The 18,065-nt window shown below is 41.7% G+C and carries 14 protein-coding genes, 1 tRNA gene and 1 pseudogene; 4 read left to right on the top strand and 12 right to left on the bottom strand.

The features are described 5' to 3' along the window. The first annotated feature begins 5 nt into the window (after positions 1-5). Complete coding sequence (gene lysA / locus B2400_RS12090; protein WP_286651509.1) at positions 6-1,172, top strand: diaminopimelate decarboxylase; 1,167 nt, start codon at positions 6-8, stop codon at positions 1,170-1,172. 556 nt (positions 1,173-1,728) lie between these two features. On the opposite strand, the gene clpB is transcribed toward lysA, so the two are convergent. The 12 genes from clpB to B2400_RS12145 all read right to left on the bottom strand — a co-directional run bounded on the left by clpB (position 1,729) and on the right by B2400_RS12145 (position 16,189). Continuing rightward, on the bottom strand, positions 1,729-4,320 hold the full coding sequence (clpB, locus tag B2400_RS12095; protein ID WP_286651508.1) for an ATP-dependent chaperone ClpB: 2,592 nt from the start codon (positions 4,318-4,320) through the stop codon (positions 1,729-1,731). Positions 4,321-4,462: 142 nt separating this feature from the next. Then, positions 4,463-5,209 carry a TlpA family protein disulfide reductase gene (locus B2400_RS12100; RefSeq protein WP_293933661.1) on the bottom strand — a complete coding sequence of 249 codons (747 nt, stop codon included), beginning with the start codon at positions 5,207-5,209 and terminating at the stop codon, positions 4,463-4,465. Then, the gene (locus tag B2400_RS12105; protein WP_293933664.1) at positions 5,194-5,811 is read right to left on the bottom strand and encodes a hypothetical protein; all 618 of its coding nucleotides are present in this window, start codon (positions 5,809-5,811) and stop codon (positions 5,194-5,196) included. The genes B2400_RS12100 and B2400_RS12105 overlap by 16 nt, the downstream gene beginning before the upstream one ends. A 4-nt stretch (positions 5,812-5,815) precedes the next feature. Beyond that, positions 5,816-7,159: a M60 family metallopeptidase gene (locus B2400_RS12110; RefSeq protein ID WP_293933667.1), complete on the bottom strand. Its 1,344-nt coding sequence runs from the start codon at positions 7,157-7,159 to the stop codon at positions 5,816-5,818. 13 nt (positions 7,160-7,172) lie between these two features. Further along, positions 7,173-8,765 carry a PKD-like family lipoprotein gene (locus B2400_RS12115; RefSeq protein ID WP_293933669.1) on the bottom strand — a complete coding sequence of 531 codons (1,593 nt, stop codon included), beginning with the start codon at positions 8,763-8,765 and terminating at the stop codon, positions 7,173-7,175. Between the two features lie 14 nt (positions 8,766-8,779). Beyond that, positions 8,780-9,583: a DUF4843 domain-containing protein gene (locus B2400_RS12120; RefSeq protein ID WP_187774014.1), complete on the bottom strand. Its 804-nt coding sequence runs from the start codon at positions 9,581-9,583 to the stop codon at positions 8,780-8,782. A gap of 14 nt (positions 9,584-9,597) precedes the next feature. Further along, the gene (locus B2400_RS12125) at positions 9,598-11,001 is read right to left on the bottom strand and encodes a RagB/SusD family nutrient uptake outer membrane protein (RefSeq protein WP_293933671.1); all 1,404 of its coding nucleotides are present in this window, start codon (positions 10,999-11,001) and stop codon (positions 9,598-9,600) included. Between the two features lie 3 nt (positions 11,002-11,004). Further along, positions 11,005-11,232, bottom strand: a complete 228-nt coding sequence (locus tag B2400_RS12130; RefSeq protein WP_293933674.1) for a hypothetical protein — start codon at positions 11,230-11,232, stop codon at positions 11,005-11,007. Between the two features lie 53 nt (positions 11,233-11,285). After that, positions 11,286-14,399, bottom strand: coding sequence for a SusC/RagA family TonB-linked outer membrane protein (locus tag B2400_RS12135; protein ID WP_293933676.1), 3,114 nt, complete (start codon positions 14,397-14,399; stop codon positions 11,286-11,288). Positions 14,400-14,420: 21 nt separating this feature from the next. Beyond that, positions 14,421-15,545 carry a FecR family protein gene (locus B2400_RS12140; RefSeq protein WP_293933678.1) on the bottom strand — a complete coding sequence of 375 codons (1,125 nt, stop codon included), beginning with the start codon at positions 15,543-15,545 and terminating at the stop codon, positions 14,421-14,423. Positions 15,546-15,691: 146 nt separating this feature from the next. Further along, positions 15,692-15,817, bottom strand: coding sequence for a sigma factor-like helix-turn-helix DNA-binding protein (locus B2400_RS17895; protein ID WP_414712989.1), 126 nt, complete (start codon positions 15,815-15,817; stop codon positions 15,692-15,694). A gap of 3 nt (positions 15,818-15,820) precedes the next feature. Beyond that, positions 15,821-16,189, bottom strand: coding sequence for an RNA polymerase sigma factor (locus B2400_RS12145; RefSeq protein ID WP_149525725.1), 369 nt, complete (start codon positions 16,187-16,189; stop codon positions 15,821-15,823). Positions 16,190-16,431: 242 nt separating this feature from the next. Here B2400_RS12145 and B2400_RS12150 point away from each other — a divergent pair. The 3 genes and pseudogenes from B2400_RS12150 (at position 16,432) to B2400_RS12160 (ending at position 18,042) form a co-directional block, all read left to right on the top strand. Continuing rightward, a tRNA-Thr gene (locus tag B2400_RS12150) sits at positions 16,432-16,504 on the top strand. A 208-nt stretch (positions 16,505-16,712) separates the two neighbouring features. After that, positions 16,713-17,078, top strand: a complete 366-nt coding sequence (locus tag B2400_RS12155) for an ISAon1 family transposase N-terminal region protein (RefSeq protein ID WP_153511590.1) — start codon at positions 16,713-16,715, stop codon at positions 17,076-17,078. Positions 17,079-17,106: 28 nt separating this feature from the next. Then, positions 17,107-18,042 (top strand): annotated as a pseudogene (locus B2400_RS12160) (ISAon1 family transposase). The last annotated feature ends 23 nt before the right edge of the window (positions 18,043-18,065 follow it).

Here is an 18,065-nt window from a genome sequence, read left to right on the forward strand (position 1 = left end):
AGAAAATGCAAATAAATAAAATTAGCCTAGACCGCTTATCGCAATTTGAAACTCCCTTCTATTATTATGATTTAGAGCTTCTGGATCGCACCTTGCAGGCTGCAAAAATTGCCGCTGATAAGCGAGGCTTCCATATTCACTATGCGTTAAAAGCCAACTTTAACGATAAGTTGCTTTCTGCGATTCAAGCTGTAGGTTTTGGTGCAGACTGTGTATCAGGCAATGAGGTTCAGAAGTCGATTGATATGGGCTTTCCGGCCGATAAGATTACATTCGCAGGAGTAGGGAAGTCGGACAAGGAAATCAAGATGGCACTTAAGCATCAGATTTTCGCATTCAATGTAGAGTCTATCGAAGAGCTTCAGGTAATCGACGAGCTGGCTGCTGCATTAGGCGAGCGCGCGAATGTTTCCTTAAGAATAAACCCAAATGTAGATGCACATACGCATCACTACATCACAACGGGATTAGATGAGAATAAATTCGGTGTTCCAAATTCAGAGCTAGAGCAGGCAGCTTCTGTGCTTAGAGATTGTAAAAACGTTGATTTAGTAGGACTACACTTCCATGTGGGTTCACAAATCACGGATATGAATGTTTTCAAGAGCCTTTGCGTAAAGGTCAATGAGTGGAAGAATTGGTTTGAAGAACGCGGAACAACCATCAAGATATTAAATGTTGGAGGTGGACTAGGAGTGGATTATCATCATCCTGATGAGAACCCGTATCCTGATTTCGAAGCATATTTCGAAGTGTTCGATAAGTTCCTAGAACGCACGCCGCAGCAAGAGGTGCACTTTGAATTAGGACGTGCCTTAGTAGCGCAGTCAGGAACATTAGTTAGTCGCGTACTCTATAGCAAAAGCGGCGTAAAGAAAAATTTCCTAATTCTAGATGCCGGAATGACCGAACTGATGCGCCCCGCACTATACCAGGCTTATCATAAGATCGAACGCCTCGGCCTAGCAACAGAAACTAGCGAACTAAACTACGATGTCGTAGGTCCTATTTGCGAGAGCTCTGACTGCTTCGGCAAGGAAGTGACATTACCAGTATCCCAAAGAGGAGATCTAATCGCTATACGCACGGCAGGTGCCTACGGCGAAGTTATGGCCTCCAAATACAATCTGAGAGAAGAGATTAGGTATGTCTTTTCCGATCGATTGGATTAGATGTTAGACATTAGATATTAGACATAAGAGTATGGCGGCTAGAGATAGTCGCCATCTCTTTTAGTTTTTAGTATTAAGTATTTAGTAGTTAGTATCAAGACCTATGACGGTTAATACGGCCTCGATTTTTAACTGCATACAAAACATCCTGCCAATCCTTTCATCCTCCCTTTCCTGGTTCAGATTAGATATTAGATATCAGACATAAGAGTATGGCAACTAGAGATAGTCGCCATATTTTTTGAAATTATACCCGATCCTGCCAATCCTTGAATCCTTCCTTTCCTGGTTCAGATTAGATATTAGATATCAGATATTAGACATAAGAGTATGGCAGCTAGCGATAGTCGCCATATTTTTTGAATTTATACCCGATCCTGCCAATCCTTACATCCTTCCTTTCCTGGTATTCAAGACAAAATATCCTGCCAATCCTTTCATCCTTCCTTTCTTGATTCAAAACTATATCGTTGTTTCTGAACCAGGAAAGAAAAGATTTAAGGATGGGCAGGATCGGGTCTGTTGTCTAATATCTATTGTCCAATGTCTCAGACTGCTACTTATTTAGAAATACAAATTTCCCATCAAAGACATCTAATTGTATCACGGAGTCTCGACTTACTTTTCCGGAGAGGATCTCTTTGGAAAGCTCGTTGAGGACGCGTTTTTGGATAACTCGTTTCAATGGACGTGCTCCATAAACTGGGTCGTATCCTAACTGTGCTAACCAATCTAGTGCGTCGTCTGTAGCGGATAGGAAGATGTTTTGTTCGGCTAATTGCTTTTCGACTCTTCCAAACTGCATGCGTACGATATCGCCGATTTCATCGCGGCTCAATGGTGTAAACATGATTACCTCATCGATACGGTTTAAGAACTCCGGACGGATGGATTTTTGAAGCAATTCAAATACCTCGTCTTTGGTCTTACCGACTACCTCGTCGCGGTTGCTGTCTGTCATCTGCGAGAAGTTCTCTTGAATGATATGCGAACCGGTGTTAGAGGTCATGATAATAATCGTATTCTTAAAGTTTACCACGCGACCTTTATTATCTGTTAAATGGCCATCGTCCAACACTTGTAATAAGATGTTGAATACATCCGGATGTGCTTTCTCGATTTCATCTAAAAGGACAACAGAATAGGGTCTGCGACGTACTGCTTCCGTTAACTGGCCGCCTTCATCGTAGCCAACGTATCCTGGAGGCGCTCCGATTAATCTAGATACGGCGTGGCGTTCCTGATACTCCGACATATCGATACGTACGAGCGCTTGCTCATCATCGAATAAGAATTCCGCCAACGCTTTCGCTAACTCCGTCTTACCAACCCCTGTCGTACCTAAGAATATAAAGGAACCGATCGGACGTTTTGCATCACTCAAGCCCGCGCGAGAGCGGCGGATAGCATCCGCAATGGCTTCGATAGCCTCTTCTTGTCCTGCTACGCGTTTATGCAATTCCTCCTCTAGATTCAACAGCTTTTCACGTTCCGACTGCACCATCTTGCTCACAGGAATACCTGTCCAGCGCGATACCACGTCAGCAATATCTTCGGAAGTCACTTCTTCTTTCAGCATGCGGCTGCTTTGTTGTTTTTCCGAAAGCTCTTGCTTCAGGGTTTCTACCTTGTCCTGGGCTTCCTTTATCTTTCCGTAGCGCAGTTCCGCAACCTTGCCATAGTCACCTGCACGTTCCGCTTGTTCTGCTTCCAGTTTGTAATCTTCAATATTCTGAATCTCTTGGTTGACTTGATCAACCAATGTTTTCTCTGATTGCCATGCTGCCTTCAATGAGTCTCGCTCGTTGGAAAGGTTAGCAATAGTTTCAGATAGCTCAGAAACTTTGCGCTCATCGTTCTCTCTTTTTATGGCTTCGCGCTCAATTTCCAGTTGCATGATGCGGCGCTCTAGCTCATCGACTGCTTCAGGAACAGAGTCCATCTCTAAGCGTAGTTTAGATGCAGCCTCATCAATTAAGTCAATCGCCTTATCCGGTAGGAATCTATCGGTGATGTAGCGCTGTGATAGCTCTACAGCAGCAATAATGGATTCATCGAGTATTCTTACTTTGTGGTGTGTTTCATAGCGTTCTTTCAATCCGCGTAGGATGGAAATCGCATCTTGTGTATCCGGTTCATCGACCATGACCTTTTGGAAACGACGTTCCAAAGCCTTATCTTTTTCAAAGTATTTTTGATACTCGTTGAGGGTGGTGGCACCGATCGCACGAAGCTCGCCGCGCGCTAAAGCGGGTTTTAAGATGTTCGCCGCATCCATAGCGCCTTCACCGCCGCCAGCACCAACCAGCGTATGGATCTCATCGATAAAGAGGATAATCTCTCCATCGCTATCGGATACTTCTTTCACGACCGCTTTCAAGCGTTCTTCGAACTCGCCTTTATATTTTGCGCCCGCGATAAGGGCTCCCATATCTAATGAAAATACGGTTTTCGATTTTAAGTTTTCCGGTGCATCGCCTTTGATGATACGATGTGCTATACCTTCAGCAATTGCTGTTTTACCCACACCAGGTTCACCCACTAAAATCGGGTTGTTCTTGGTACGACGGGATAGGATTTGCATAACTCGACGAATCTCCTCATCGCGACCGATTACCGGGTCTAGCTTGCCAGACTCCGCAAACTCATTTAAGTTTCTTGCATATTTTCCCAGTGCATTATAAGTTGCCTCGGCATTCTGATCGGTTACTCGGCTATTGCCGCGAAGTTCCTTGATCGCTGTTTTAAGGTCTTTCTCGGTAACCCCTTGATCTTTTAGAAGACTAGAAACCTTGTCGTTTGCTGATAAAAGGGCTAAAAGGATGTGTTCAATGGATACAAATTCGTCATTGAATTCCTTCAGATAGCTTTGTGCTTTTTGCAGAACGGCAGCCGAAGAATTGCTTAAATACACGTTGCTACCGCTCACTTTAGGCAATGCTTCAATCTGTTTGTCAACCTCCGTGGTGATGTAATTGATATTCACGTTTAGCTTTTTCAGCAAATGGCCAACCACGTTTTCATCAACCGTTAAGAGGGCTTTAAGTATATGCGCCGGTTCGATTGCCTGCTGTTGATTTCCAACGGCAATCTCCGATGCTTTTTGTATGGCTTCTTGAGCCTTGATTGTATAATTATTAAAGTTCATATGTAGTTTTCGATTATTTGTTGTTTCTAACAGTTTAACAAAACGGATGCCCTTTGGTTTTTGAAACTTCCTAGATGTAAAAATGGCAGGTTAATTAATTTTAACCTGCCATTATTTCATAGTTGGAAAGAAATTTAATCTACTATTTCACCAATTTATCGATTAAATTTTTCAATTCTACATTCGAAGGCCTATGAGAATTGGTCGTTACAATCTTTCCATTGGCATCGATGACCATATAACGCGGAATGGTATTGATCTGATAAGCGTCAGAAAGAATATTCTTATTGCTCGCATGCAAATGGGTAATATTTAAATCACCTTCTTTCGCTTTGACATATTTTTCCCACGCGGCTTTGTCCTTATCCGTCGATATAGCTAAGAACTTCACGTTTTGATTTCTATAGTTTTCCGCTAGCTTTTCGTAGAATGGTTCCTCTTGTTTACAAGGGCCACACCAGGTTGCCCAGAAATCAATAACGATGATATTTCCCTGCAAAGACTTCTTGCTATACTGTTTTCCCGCTATGTCTGGAAATGTAAAGTCGATAAAATCATCCCCGGGTTTTGAATCCGCCAACTTAACTAACTTCGCATTCAATCGTTTTTCCTGATCGGCAAGGGTTAGATACTTTCGGTTTGGTTCTACCAATCTTAAATAATCGTCATAGGATTTGAAGTTATTTGATAACTGAACAATATACTGCCCTTTAATTGTCGGATCCGGGATAAAGTCGATTGCGTTTTGTGCTTTATTTTCGCCTTGTTTAATGCTGTATTTCTTTTGCTGTCCTGCATCAATCACCAAGCTCATCAAAAAGCTATCTCCAAAAGGAAGGATCAATAAGTTTTCATTTAGATATTTCGTATGATCTAGTTCCTTGTACAAACTGATAATCTCTTCAGCATCCGATGAGCTCTTTTCGGCAGGTATTGGAACTGCAGCGCATAATAGTGGAAGAGATAATCCTTTAGTATTTCAAAGTTGCTTAAGAACGTTTGATTCTTCGATGTGGTTTTGAAAGGGGCAATTTGTGGTGCCAACTTCTCAACGATAGGGTAGAACTCCACATAGGTCATAGGGCCGCCTAAACGAATGCCTTCTTTCATATCGCTCAACATGGATTGAAACTTTTCCAGATCTTTATTATCCGCCGAATTCTTCCCGTTCAATTGGTAGCTCTTGCCGCCAATAGCAATATTTAGAACTTCCTTCTCCTTACCATAAATGATATGTCTGGCAGCGTTGTTCTGAGTTTGAGTAGACCCCAATAGATAAAAGCCTTCGTAGGTCGGGAAAAGCTTGAATGCAAATTTTCCATTCACGACTTTGGATTGCGCGATCGGTTCTGTTCGTCCATTAACTACTTCGAACAGCACGACTTCTTGATAGAATTCGTCGGTCGTCGTTCCATTGATGATCATGGGCTCCTGAGCGAGGACCGTACTTGCGAAAAAGCTGATGATAGCCGTTATGATGATATTTTTCATAGCCTTAATCTTGAAGTTTTGTTAAATCTGAAGTAGGAATAGGCAGCCCTAAAGCAGTAATTTTTGGATAAACGGTCGATACACCGGTCATTCCCCATTTTTGGAAGAAATTCGTTAAGTTTCTGCCACTTATTTCGCATGCTCTCAACATAAAAAACTCCTTCTTCTGCAGATCAGTTGCTCCATTCGCCAATTTCTTTTCCCGTGTTTCCTTGTGCAACTGCGTGTAGAAATCAGATCCAAATGCAAGCCACAGTTGTCTGAACATCGCTAATTTGACAAATGGGTCTTCAATTCCGTCGAAGTTTTTACTTGGGGTAGGTAATGCCAGATAGCTAACCACCGACGGCCAGGTACCTCTAGCTTTTAATTCAGGTTCGCGACCTAGCTTTTCCTGTACGTAAAGACTATAAAGGTTCACCGTTACTTCCATCAGATCCGTCCATAGGTAGGATGCTTGCTGATGATGGTGGCCTATCTCATGCCATGGCCCCCAAGAATTGATATCTTTCGGTTTGACAAGCATGTGGGCCGCAAAGCTCGCGTTATAGAAGGTTCCATAGTGGAATGCAGCCATATAATATTCCGGGTTGTTTGACTCGGTCATTAAATGGTTGTGTAGATTTCTCGTGTGCAATGCTGATGAATTATCTAGACCTGCAAAATCTTCTTCCCATTCCCAAATGTTGTTCGCAGTTTTTAATAACAGTTCCTGATCCTCAGCAATATTGTCTAACGCTGTTCGTCTGCTAACCACAATAATCATCTTGCCGCCAAATAGCACCGCGTCCGGGCTGCTTGTATAGCTATTCAACATCCCTTTCCAATCTTCTTTACTTGTTTTTCCGGCGCGGTAAAATGGAGCGGGTTTAACACCGGATACAAATTTCACAATGGATTCATTTTTATCTAGCTCGCCATTATATCGGATGTAGACTAGTCCCGATTTTTCAACTTTGATGCTATTGTTCCCTGGCGTCAATGTATAAGTTTTAACATCGGCATCCGGGTTGGTAGTTCTGTTGTAAGTTCCAATAATCAATACCGGGTAGTAATCACCACTCAATCTTTTTAGATTCACTACCAGATCGCTGCCTTCTTCCGCGAACCATCCTGTCGGAATGAAATCGCTGCTTGTGAAGTTCTGATTCAATCGAATCCGCTCTGCCTCGGCCGATGTTATGCTTTTTAGTTGGAAAGCACTATCTAGGGGATAAGGAAGCGGGGTTGGAGGCGGAGCCGGCGCAGGGAACTCATCGTCATCCTCAGGGATAATCCTATCGAAGGAACTATCCTTACAGGAAATTAGCGCTAAAAGAAATAAAAAATATATAAAGTTCTTTTTCATGATCATATCATTTTTAATAACCAGTCGGAAATTCAACACATGCCACATCTTGGACTTTACCTAAGCCCGAGAAACTGTAATAAGTCGTGTATTCCATATTAAATTGTGGCGCTTCAAAGAAGTCTACCTGTCCGGATGTTTTAGGATTGGTAGGATCATAGGTCGCTACGATAAGGGCTTTGATAACCGGTAGAAAACGGCGTCCAGCTTTATCCACTAGTGCAGGATTAATTGCAGTAGTGTAAGTCACGTAGTTTCCTTTATTATGCTTTAACATAGTTATCTCGCGATTGCCAAAGTCTTTCATCAATTTGGTCTCTTTGGTGTCAACATCATATTGGTAGAGCTTTCCTCCAACAGCATATTGAAGGTATCCGTAAATCTGATCGATTTCAAAGTGTTTTGCTTGTGCAATACCCGGTAGGGAAGAAATATCATCAAGATATCTCGCTTCAAACGTCGTGATATTATTAGTCGTCCTTGCAAGATGAAATTTTCCATCTTTGGTCAATACCGCATAGGCGGATCCATTATTGATGTTGGTACTGCCCATCCAAACCAAGTCCATCCCGACTGCGTTTGGATTGAAAGCAGCGCCCGCCATCGATAAGGATCCGGTTAGCGCGGTGTTGTTAGCAGTGCATCTTAAAAAGCGTTGATTCTTTTTGTCATACACTAAAGCAACATTCCCAGTAATTTGCATTCTGTTCACAGCAATAAACGGAGCAAGTTCAACCAGTTCACCATTCAAAAGATTGGCGGGATTACCGAAGTTGATGTTTGCGATGTTTACACGTTTGTGCAAAACACCGTTGTACATTCCGTATCCCTGACTGGTTGCAATCGGATATATTCTGTCTAGGCGCGGCAATTCCATATTGTTCAGGGTCTCGAAGCTGAAGTTGAATCGCTCGCTCCATTGAAACCCTGCAGTGACGTTAATTTTCTCCGTTTTCTTGTCTGTTCCTACATAGAGCAAGTATCTGTTTGTTCCTGTTGCTGCTGTTGTATTTGCCCATCCTTCGATAAACTTTGGTTTACCTTCCAGTGTAAGTTGTGCTCCCGTTTCTGAATCGATAAAGTAAGAGGCAAAGTCTCTATATTCTTTCGGGTGACTATTTGTTTCTAAATCATACTCAAAGTAGTCTAATTGCGAATTGTTGTCAACCTCCGATAAAACTGCCCAACCGCCTTTGATCGATCCTGTAACCTCAATCTCAAATTTCCTGGTCCAAAGAATGCCTGTTGACTTTTCCTTTACGCGGTAGTACAAAGTGTATTTTCCGAGACTTAACGCCAATGGAATATCAAAGTTTTTACCCGTATGCAAAAGCTTTCTGGCCGTGCTAAGCTGCACTTCACCATGATTGAAGCTAATCCATTCGAAGCTGTAGTTTTCTTCTTTAAAATTCGGGTCTTTGGAGAATTCTAAAGTAGGGTTGATATTGGGCGTACTTCCGAACTCGATTAAATAATGGTCTTCAATTCCATTAATTTCGACCGAGTTGATGTCTTTGTAATCGTAATTACCTTTGTCTTTTGTGCAGGCAATCATGACAAGTGCACAAAGGACATATATGCTATATTTTAAATATCTTAACTTCATGGTTTTGTTGAACATTAGTTTGGAATTGTAATAGGGTCTCCGTTTCCATCAACATGAATGCGACCTGCCTCTTTTTCTTTCAGTAACCAGTATTTGAAATAGTTTTTCCAATAGGTCATTGTGCTAATTCCGAAAGCAGTATTTGGATTTACGGTAGGGTCGGTAAATAGCTCGACATCCAGATCAAATATTTCCAATAATAAGTTGAACTTCTCTTTAGAATATTTCCCTAATGCCGGTTCAAAACGTGAGCTATATTGAATCCACGCATATGGCGCACCGAAGATATCATCAACGACTAAGCTAAAATCTAAAACAGAAGTAGCTTTGGTTTTTGCGATATTAAATTGCTCTCTGAAGTAGGTGTTAAAGTCTGCGGACTTCACAAGTTTCATTCGCAATTCCAAGGGTTCCGTCTGCAGATCTGCCGTGCGAATCAATTTAATGGACACGCTTGACTTGATAGAATCGGCTGGTACAAACAGTTTATCATTTTCCAATACAAAGTGGGTTCCCTCTTTTAATGTTGAATTGGGGTCGAATTTAATCGAGAATTCCCGATCCGTACTTTGTGGAATACCCGTGATCCGAACAGGAATGTCTATCGTTTTTTCTTTTACTTCTAATTGTTCAAAAGCAAAGGAAAATTTATGCTGTGTCGTAGGCACGGATTGATTGGCAGTAGCATAGGGTGTATAGAAGTAAATGCTGCTTCCCGTTGCTTCTTGGTCATATAAGTCGAGCTTATCTTCGTTACAAGCCGATAATGCGAGGAGAAAAAGACTCGCAAAGAATAGTTTTATTTTTAAAGTATTCATTTTCATGTGTCTTTTTAGCGGTTATCAGTTTCGTTTAATGGAAGAGAAACTACCCATGCATTGGATGGGATCGCCGAGGTCTTGTCCCCATTTGGAGAAACAATTGCCGAAATTCTATTGCGCTTATAATAATACCATACTTGACCCTCACCATAGAATTCTTTGAGATATTCCTTGTAGATTTCATTGCTGATCTGAGATGCTGAAGCTAAAGAACTAAGGCCGCGTTGGTTTCTGATTTTATTAAGAAATACCAATCCATCCGCAGTGTTAGGTGCGGTCTCGGCAGCAATGTAGAATAGTTCACTTTTGCGAATCAATGGAATCGTGAAGCGCTGTCTATAGTTTCCATCCTTATTGGTAATGTCCGCGAATTTGAAAAAAGTAGGATAGGCTACGCCGTAAGAAGGAATCTTCCACTGCGTTTCAAATCGATAGTCATTGCTGGACTTTTCATAAATGTTTTCAATAAACGTTGCAGATCCCGATGAAAGGATAGACTTAGGCTCTAATTCGAATGAAAAGTATTTATCGTAGTTTAAATATAAACGATCATTGTAAACTCCGAATAGCATCTCATTCACAAATATCCTATCTGGATTCCTAGGGTTCTTCGCTTGATCGATCGTCACCCAAGTAAAGTTGTCGGTCAAAGCGATGGTTTCATTAGCTAGCTTAAATGCCTCCTCCTTATTATTTCTCCATAATAGCGCTCTTGTTTTCAAAGCCATAGCCGCTACATAATTAAATCGAAAATTATTATAGTTGTTATAGCCTACTTCAGCGGAATTATCGTCTTTTAGGTAATCCAACGCTTGATTGATATCTTTCAATATCAAATTCATCGCTTGATTTGCCGGAAGTATCGTTTCGATTTCAGGACTCAATTGTGTATAGTATGGAATCGCATTTTTCGTAGAATCTACACTATTGTAAACCGGGCCGAACAAACGGAGTAAATCAAGATGTACATAGGCTCGAATTGCTAATGCTTCGCCTTTTAGACGTGTTCTTTTTGCATCTGGTAAAACTGTAGTACCTTGTTTGTCAAGTGCTGCAAGCAGATTGTTTGCATTGCCGATACTCGTATAGGCCTGGCTCCAGATATTGGAGAATGACTCGAACGAATAGGTTGCATTGTAGTTCCAAGTACATAGGCTCATGTAAGGTGAGCTTGATTCCAATACATGGAAGCGGTTTGCTAAAAGCTCTACCGTTGTTAGGGTCATTTTATCACCGTATAGGTTGTCTTTTGCCAAACCCAAATAAAGTCCATTCATCGCTTCGTCGAAGCCTACTTCGGTTTCAAAGATCTGATCTTCGGTAAAGCGATCTTCTGGCGCTACTTCCAGCCATTTGCTACAAGACGTTGTGCAGAATAGGATGGATGCTAATATATAGATTGAAATTCTTTTCATGGCTTATTTAATATTTGCTGTTAAACTCAAGGAGAATGAACGTGTATAAGGATAGTCTATACCTCGCTCACGCTTAACCGTAGAGAAATAGCCTATATCGTTCATGTATCCCGTTATTTTTAAATTGCTCATGCGGATTTTGTTCAACCAGCTGGTGTTTCTGATGTCGTAACCCAAGCTAATGGATTCGATTGCCAACCTGTTTTCCTGTTGCACAAATCTTGATGACATAGGCGTAGATTCCGGGGGGCTATCTAGATCGCTGTATTCACCACCTAAGTCAATCAAATTGATGCGTTTGTAAGAGCTGACGTCGCCAACTTGCTTCCAACGATCATAAGCGCGCGCTTATCCTGATTGGAATTTAAAAGCTGCTGCATGCTGATATTCTCCACCTTGTTGTATAGAGCCGAGTTAAACACATCTTGATTATACAGATAGCGGACAATGACATTTGCCGAGAAGCCCTTATAAACTAAGTTTGAGGTGAATACCCCCTGTAATTTAGGTCTGCTATTTCCAACGACTACAGCATCATTATAATCGTATTGAAAGCTATATGTTCCATCTTTCTTCATGAACAATTCGTTTCCGGTGGCAGGATCAATCCCTAAGGAAGGAACGGTCCAAATGTCTGCCGGATCGCCGCCATCTCTATATTGGATAAGCGATTTGCTCTGTCTCAGATTGCTGTTCATACTTTCAAGAATGCTATTGAAATCATTATACTCTTGTTTGTATGTCGATCTCATTAAGCCTATCGTCCAAATGATACGGTCTTGTAATTTGTAAATAGGGGCATACTTTGCATATACTTCGACACCGTCTACCGTCAGGTTACCAGCATTAATCGGATAACGTGATAAAGAAGTTGAGGATGGAAGTGCGACTGCCACAACAAGAGGATCGGTGAATTTTCTATAGGCATTCACATATCCTGACAATCGGCTAATCCATGCTGCGAAATCTAATCCTAATGAGATGGTCTCGGTATTCTGCCATTTTAGTTTCTTATTCCCTAAGGAGCTAACGTTGACACCCTGACCCCAGAAGTTATAGCCAGATTCGTAATCATAGGTTGTGATCGACGTATAGCTCGTGAAGTTTTGATTTCCGGTGCGACCGTAGTTACCGCGAAGTCGCAATAAGTTGATAGCCGGCGCGACGTCATTAAAAAACTGTTCTTTGTGAAGGTTCCAGGATAAACCACCCGAGAAAAATGGCGAATAGAGATTATCTACGCCGAAGGCGGTAGAACCGTCGTAGGAAAATGTAAAGTCGGCGTTGTATTTATTATCATACGAGTAGTTGAACGTACTGATCAGGGAATTCCGGCGCTCAACGATTGCTGAAGATTGCGGTCTGGAGTTTTCAAGATAGCCGTAAGCATATCTCGCTGCTCCCGTACTAAACGTAGGGAACCCGACAGCGATAAATCCTGCAGAATTAGCATTCGAGTTGAATACCTCTGCATGAACCTGTCCGTTTAAGCTGTGTTTTCCAGCGAAAACCTTATGGTAAACCACACTTGCATTTGCTGTATAGTTCAAGCGGCTCATTTCGGAATTCGTTAAACGACCTTTTTCAAGCACGTTGATCAAACGATATTGCGTGTGTCTTGGCGATATAAATACATTGTGCTCGGTATCGTCTTTATAGATCTGTAGGGCACCGTTAAGCGTCCAATTACTGTTGATATCCCAGCGTATCTTTGTATTGTTTGTTATCGCGTAGTTTTTGGTACGGTCAAAGCTCCCGATTTCGGAAAGATAAAGCGGGTTGCTAATGTATTCCACTTCGCTGCTGTAACCGCTTGACACGATCGCTAAATAGGGCTGCGAGCTGGGTGCTTTTTCGTAGTAGGGATTGGTATTGACCCAGTTGCTGAAGCTTCCATAATTTGATTCTTGGGCGCTGTAGCCATTAATATAAAGCATATTGCTTGCACGGAAGTTCTTATGTCGGAAATCAACGTTTAAGCGTGTTCCCCAGGTATCTCTCGAAGAACCTTTCATCGCCCCGTTATTCTTGCGGTAATCTCCTCCGATACCATAAGTAAGCGATCCGTCGCCACCGTTGACCATAAGCGAGTTGCGTTGCGATACGGCGGTTTGCACAGGATCGCTTAGCCAATAGGAATCAACCCCTCTCGCAATGTTCTTTAGTCGTTCGGCGTAAAGCGCATCTAATTCGATTTGCGTTTCGTATTTATCACGGCGCGGGTGGATGGTGTAGCGCCCGGATAGTCTTTCAAATTCAACCTTTTCGGCAGCATTCATCATATTGTAGCTGCGAAGATCGGGGGCATCTATGTTGATGTCTGTACTGTAATTGATTAATAGTTCGCCGGGTTTTGGCGCTATTGTTTCAATAACAATAACTCCGTTGGATGCACGTGAACCATAAATAGCGGTAGAGGCAGCATCCTTAAGGATCGTTACTGAGGCGATGCGGTTGATGTCCATATCGGTAATGGTTCTCAAGGTCGTCGGGAAGCCATCTAAAATGAATAAGGGCTGATTGGGATCTTCCGAGAACTCGTCTCTCAATGCATCCGTAGCAATACTCGTTTGTCCACGAAGTTCGATGGTTGCTAATGCATTTGGGTTAGAACCTGCTAAGTTATTCTCCATGGATAGGAAAGAAGGATCTAATGCTTTTAGCGATTGAATAACATTGGTATTCCCAACCTGCTTAAGCTCCTCGGTATTGAATGAAGCACTTGCTCCGGTAAAGGTTTCTTTTTTACGAGCAGAAATACCCGTCACAACGACCTCTTCCACACGATTGTCGGTTGATTCTAGAACGACGCGAACCGTGCTTCCTTGCACCCTGATGACTCTAGTTTCATACCCGACATTGGATACTTCAATCTCTTGGTTTTGGATGTTTCCAGGAAACGTAAAGCTACCATCGCTGTTTGTGGAAGTTGCTTTTTTACGGTCGGAAATCAGTCGGATAGACGCTCCTGATATCGGATTACCCTGCGCATCGACAACTACCCCTTTGGTCGATTGCTGCTGTTGGTTTCTCTCGTTTGTAGTCGTCTTCTTTTTGGGAAGAATACTAATGGTTTTGTTTTTGATCTGATAGTCAAGCGGCAGATTCTGTAATACGGATTCGACAGCCTTATCTACAGGCACATCTTTCAGTTCGATGGATATTCTCGGATATTGATTGATCATATCTGCATCGAAGAATAAGTCATAGCCCGACTGATGTCGGATTTGGAAAAGTGCCTGTTGCAGCGACATCGTTTTCCGAGGGATCGTAATTTGTCCCGACACTAAACTACTGCTCAGCAGCAGTGCTGCAAGAATGGTAGTTCGTCCCATCTTCAATCCTCCTTTGTTCAAGGAGAACTCACCCCTAAAGAGTGTTTTTAGAGAGATTTTCATAATTAGTGATAAAAAATAGGGTTAAAAGTTTGATACGTATATTGTTTTGGCGTTTATTCTAAAATTTAAGTTTTGAGAGGAACTCATGATGTTTAGAATCTCCTGAAGGGATTTGTTCTTGGCTATTGCTCCGGTGAATCGTTTCTTTTCGATGTCGTTGTCAATTTTGAATTTCACATCATACCAACGTTCGAGTTCTACGCAGATTTCGGCGAGGTCGGCATTGATAAAAATGAAGTCGTTATTGATCCAAGCAAGACTGCTTTCATCGTATTCACGCTTAATAAGTTCGGATGCGTTGAGCGTTGCTTCTTGTCCTGGTGATAAAATAAGCGAATGATTGGCTTTTAAGGCCCTAACTTCAACTTTACCTTCGACCAAGGATGTGCGGCTTTCGGCTTCGCCGGCATAGTTTTTAACGACGAATTTGGTTCCTAAAACTTTAACTGCCTGTTGTTTTGAGTTGACGATAAAGCTGCTGTGATTGGCAGTTTTCTTGATTTCGAAATATCCTTCACCTTCCAGATACACCTCACGTTTATCCTGTTGGAATCGGGTCGGAAAACGTAGTGAGGAAGCGGCGTTCAAAGTAACTTTGCTGCCATCAGCCAGTAGGATAGAAGAGATTGTTCCCTTCGGAGTCGTTAATGTATTATATGCTATTGGAGCATCGCTATTATTGATTTCTTCTTGTTGGTATAATAAATTCCCTTGCTCGTCAACACGAATGCTTAAGCCTTCGCTTGTTGTAATATCTTGCTTTGTATTCGGATTGATAACAATGGTTTTTCCGTCTGCCAATTTCAATTCGACCTGATCTTTAGCCGGCATAATGCTAGCGACTTCAGAAAGGGGGAGGGTCTTTGGATTTTGATTGATATAGATGGCTATCGCAATAGCATAGGCTAATACTGCGGCTGCTGCGACCTTCCAATAATTGTTGAAAGCAAAGACTTTTGGTTTTCGCTGTAGTTCTTTGCTCAAGTCTTTTCGAATTTGCTGTTTATGAAGATTTAAAGTTGCTTGATCAACTTCTTGTTCATCTTCGGATACAGCGTACCAGAACTCGACAGCTCGTTTCTCTTCATCAGAACATTGCCCACTGAGGTATTTGTCGATAAGTATTTTAAAATCGTGTTCGGTCATGTTAATGGTTTATCAGTACTGCATTATCAGGCAGTATATAGATAAGACGACTTAGTATAGTGTGAGTTGTAGATTAAAAGAGAAAAAAATGCGTATAGGGGTGAAGTTTTTTTCTTAAAATCTTTAATGCGTTGTGTATCTGTGTTTTAACTGTTTTTTTCGGAGATGGCTAATTGATCGGCAATCTCCTGGTAACTCAAGTCTTGTTTGCGGCTCAGCTCAAATACCTGCCGCATCTTTGCAGGTAGGCTGTCTACCGCTTCCGAGATTATCGTTTATATTTGTTTTTCGCGGATGCGGAAATCTGTCGACTCCACGAGCTTGTAAGTATGTAGAAACGATTGATAGTACGTGTCGACTATTTTGTTGTGCTTAATTAAGTCGAGAACCTTATTGCGCGCAGTGATATACAAGTATCCTCTAATATTTGTGATGTGGGTCAGTGAGTCTCGGTTTTCCCAGAGCTTCAGAAATACATCGTGTGTGAGGTCTTTAGTAAGTTCGTAGTCCTTGGTTTTGTTGTAGATATGAATATATATATCCTCAAAAAAACGATCATATAGCAGATCGTAGGCAGCATGATTGCCTTCGCTAATCCTATGGATTAGCTCGATATCGTCTATATGTTGATCGTTCGTATTCATATCAAATTTAAGCCACCATCAAAAACTTTTGAAAGTTTGCTCATAGGTCGATGTGTAATCAATAAGCTGTAAATGAGTAGTGACAAATATAAAAAAAGCTTTTACTGAATATAAATGATTTGGGGAAATTTGCCAAAAAAGTTCTCCTTGAAAATCAGTGCGTTAATGGTGTTTTGATGAAAAGTCGGCTTTTTTCTTTGCAAAAAAGGTTAAAATTCTGATATTTGCATCACCAAAAACAAGCCTCCTTAGCTCAGCTGGTAGAGCAACTGACTTGTAATCAGTAGGTCATTGGTTCGATTCCGATAGGAGGCTCAGAAAAGGGTAAAGAAAAAGCTCATCGAAAGATGAGCTTTTTTCGTTTTTTATGGGGGTATCCTTTTTATTATGAACGTGTCTGTTTTCAAAGGCCATCAAGAACTTTCATCCCTGTGGTTTTTTAATTGAAATATAAGGGATCATGTACAAAAGTTGTGGAGGGGATAAAAAATAATTAGATATTTGTGCTTTGATATTTATACAGATGCACGAATCTTTCAACGCGTTAATGCCCTTAATTATTCCCGAAGGAGTTTCCGATTATTTTGAGATGACCCACTATTCCAAAGAAGAAAAAAGACTGGATATCTTTCTGGAGGAACTCAATACTACACCTGAAGAATATCAAGGCCAGAAGTTGATTTCCAAGGGGTTTTTCGAACCCGTTACCCTTCAAGATTTTCCTATCCGTGGCATGCAGGTCTATCTTCATGTCAAGCGCCGCAGGTGGCTCAACCAGGATACCGATAAAGTAGTCTACAGAAATTGGGAACTAGTAGCCAAAGGGACGCGCATCACACAGGATTTCGCAGCTTTTTTAAAAGGTATCAGCGGACAACCAGGCTCATAGCATTCAGACCATCAGTTCATTCTATGGGATATCAGCCAGTAAACTAAGGAGATACTACCGCAATAAACTGAGCGGTTTCCAGGATTGGGAGCATCGCGAAAATGCGCGAGATGGATTGATCTTCCCACAGAATGTCAGCGGCCATCTTTCTATTGACGAGACCTGCCTATCCCATGGCGAGCTCTATACCGTTGTCACCAATAAAGAAGCACGGGGCAAAAAAGGGACCATTGTAGCCATACTGAACGGGACAAAATCAGAGAACATTATCCCGATCCTTCAAAAGATTCCACAGAGATTACGAAATAAAGTTCAAGAGATAACGCTTGATTTAGCCGGTAATATGGGATTGATAGCCAAAAGATGCTTTCCCAATGCTGTTCAGGTAATAGACCGTTTCCATGTTCAGCAACTTGCTAGCGAAGCGCTTCAGGAAATAAGGATAAAGCACCGCTGGCAGGCCATTGACGATGAAAATCAGGCAATTGACCAAGCACGAAAGAAGAAGGAAACCTATTTTCCGGAAGTCCTATCCAACAGTGAAACCATCAAACAGTTACTTGCAAGAAGCCGATACCTGCTTTATAAAAGTGAACATAAATGAACTTACGAGCAAAGAGAAAGGGCTGCTGTACTCTTTGAGCGATATCCTGATATTGAAAAGGCGTACAGGCTATCCCAAGAACTCTCTTGGATATTCAACACCACCATAGATAAGATCTACGCCTTTACAAGGTTGGCAAAATGGGCGGATAAAGTGGAACAGGCCGGCTTCAAGTCATTCAACACCGTCTCCAGAACCATAAATATCCATCACAAAAAAATATTGAACTACTTCGACAACAAGAGTACAAATGCTTCAGCAGAATCTTTCAATGCAAAACTCAAAGCTTTCAGAAGTCAGTTTAGAGGTGTAGGTGACATCAATTTCTTCCTGTTCAGATTGACCAAATTATTTGCGTAATCCACAGGTTTTGAAACTGATCC

It is taken from the genome of Sphingobacterium sp. UBA6645, assembly GCF_002455685.1.
Lineage (GTDB): Bacteria > Bacteroidota > Bacteroidia > Sphingobacteriales > Sphingobacteriaceae > Sphingobacterium > Sphingobacterium hotanense.